The 2,450-nt window shown below is 68.3% G+C and carries 1 protein-coding gene; it reads right to left on the bottom strand.

Annotated elements, in window-relative coordinates; genetic code table 11:
• The coding region (locus AC1DR7_RS20235; protein WP_478076665.1) for a Tex family protein at positions 1–2,299 on the bottom strand (2,299 nt) is incomplete at its 3' end.
• Positions 2,300–2,450: the final 151 nt, after the last annotated feature.

Raw genomic sequence — 2,450 nt, 5'->3', positions numbered from 1 at the left:
GCCCGGCGGGGGCGCCACGGCCCCCATTGCGCTGGCCACCGCCACCGCCCGCATCCCGACGGCCGCCGCCGGCCGGGCGCGCATCACGCTCGCCGGGGGCCTTGGCCGGGGCCGGGGTGTCATCCAGGCGCCGGGTCAGGGCGATGCGCTTGCGCGCCACGTCCACCTCCAGCACCTTGACCTTGACGATGTCGCCGGCCTTGACCACGTCGCGCGGATCCTTGACGTAGGTATCCGACAGCGCCGAGATGTGGATCAGACCATCCTGGTGCACGCCGATGTCGACGAAGGCACCGAACGCGGCCACGTTGCTGACCACGCCTTCCAGGATCATCCCGACCTTGAGGTCCTTGAGCTCTTCCACGCCATCGGCGAAGCGCGCGGCCTTGAACTCGGGGCGTGGATCGCGGCCCGGCTTTTCCAGTTCCTTGAGGATGTCACGCACGGTCGGCACGCCGAAGGTGGCGTCGGTGAACTGCTCGGCCTTGAGCCCGCGCAGGAAGCTGCCATCGCCGATCAGCGCCTTGATCGGGCGCGCGGTGGCGGCCACGATGCGCTCGACCACCGGGTAGGCTTCGGGATGCACCGAGGAGGCGTCCAGCGGCTGGTCACCATCGGCGATGCGCAGGAAGCCGGCGCACTGTTCGAAGGTCTTGTCGCCCAGCCGCGGCACCTTGAGCAGGTCCTTGCGGCGCTTGAACGGACCGTTGTCATCGCGATGGCGGACGATGTTCTCGGCCACGGTCGAGGACAGCCCGGATACCCGCGACAGCAGCGCGGCCGACGCAGTATTGACGTGCACGCCCACCGCGTTGACGCAGTCCTCCACGCGCGCATCCAGCGCGCGCGCCAACCGGTACTGGTCCACGTCGTGCTGGTACTGGCCAACGCCGATCGCCTTCGGATCGATCTTGACCAGTTCGGCCAGCGGGTCCTGCAGGCGGCGGGCGATCGACACCGCGCCGCGGATGGACACGTCCAGGTTCGGGAATTCCCTGGCCGCGAATTCCGAAGCCGAGTACACCGATGCACCGGCCTCGCTGACCACGATCTTCTGCACCTTCGTATCACCCAGTGCCTTGATCACCTCACCGGCCAGCTTGTCGGTTTCGCGGCTGGCGGTGCCGTTGCCGATCGCGATCAGATCCACGTTGTGCTGCACGCACAGCTGTTTGAGGGTGTGCAGCGACTGGTCCCACTGGCGGCGCGGTTCGTGCGGGTAAATGGTGTCGGTGGCCACCAGCTTGCCGGTCGCATCGACCACGGCGATCTTGCAGCCGGTGCGGATACCCGGGTCCAGGCCGAGCACCGCCTTGGGGCCAGCCGGTGCGGACAGCAGCAGGTCCTTGAGATTGTCGCCAAACACCGCGATCGCCTCGGCCTCGGCCTTCTCGCGGGCCTGGTTGAACAGATCCAGCAGGAGGTGCATGTGCAGCTTGGCGCGCCAGGTCATGCGGCACGCATCCAGCAGCCAGCGGTCGCCGGGCCGGCCTGCGTCGCGGATGCCGGCGTTGTGGGCCACCCGGCCTTCGCCGTATTGGTGACCGGCCTCGGCGTCGGGGCCGGGGTCCAGTTCCAGGAACAGGATTTCCTCGCGCCGCGCGCGGAACAGCGCCAGCAGGCGGTGCGAGGGAATCTTCGCCAGCGATTCGGCGTGTTCGAAGTAATCGCGGTACTTGGCGCCCTGCTCTTCCTTGCCCTCGGCCACGCGCGCCCGGATCACCCCGTTCTCGCCCAGCCAGGTACGCAGTTCGCCGACCAGCGCGGCATCTTCGCCCCAGCGCTCCATCAGGATCGCGCGGGCGCCTTCCAGCGCGGCCTTGGTGTCGGCCACGCCCTTGTCGGCATCGACGAAGGTGGCACCGAATACCTGCGGATCCAGGCCCGGATCGGCCAGCAGGCCATCGGCCAGCGGCTCCAGCCCGGCTTCGCGCGCGATCTGCGCACGGGTGCGGCGCTTGGGCTTGTACGGCAGGTACAGATCCTCCAGCCGCGACTTGGTGTCCGCACCGAGGATCTCGTTGCGTAGTTCGTGGCTGAGTTTGCCCTGCTCTTCGATGCTGGACAGCACCGCGGCGCGGCGGTCTTCCAGCTCGCGCAGGTAAGTCAGGCGGCTTTCCAGGTTGCGTAGCTGGGTGTCGTCCAGGCCGCCGGTGACTTCCTTGCGGTAGCGGGCGATGAACGGGACGCTGGCGCCTTCGTCCAACAGGGCGATGGCGGCACGTGCCTGGGCTGGCTGGGCACCGATTTCATCGGCGATGGTCTGGGCGATCTGCTGGGCGAGCTTGATGTCAGGCATTGCTTCCGGCCGGAGCCGCAGTACGGAAAGACCCGATTGTGGCAACGCCGGGCGGCGGGGGGAAGGCGTTGACAGCACGCGCCTAACCTGTCGCCGTAAGGTAGTGCCGGCCGCTGGCCGGCTATACGTGCCGTTGGGGATTGCCTGGAGC

It is taken from the genome of Stenotrophomonas sp. P5_A9, assembly GCF_056400525.1.
This window is presented reverse-complemented; position numbering and strand designations above follow the sequence as displayed.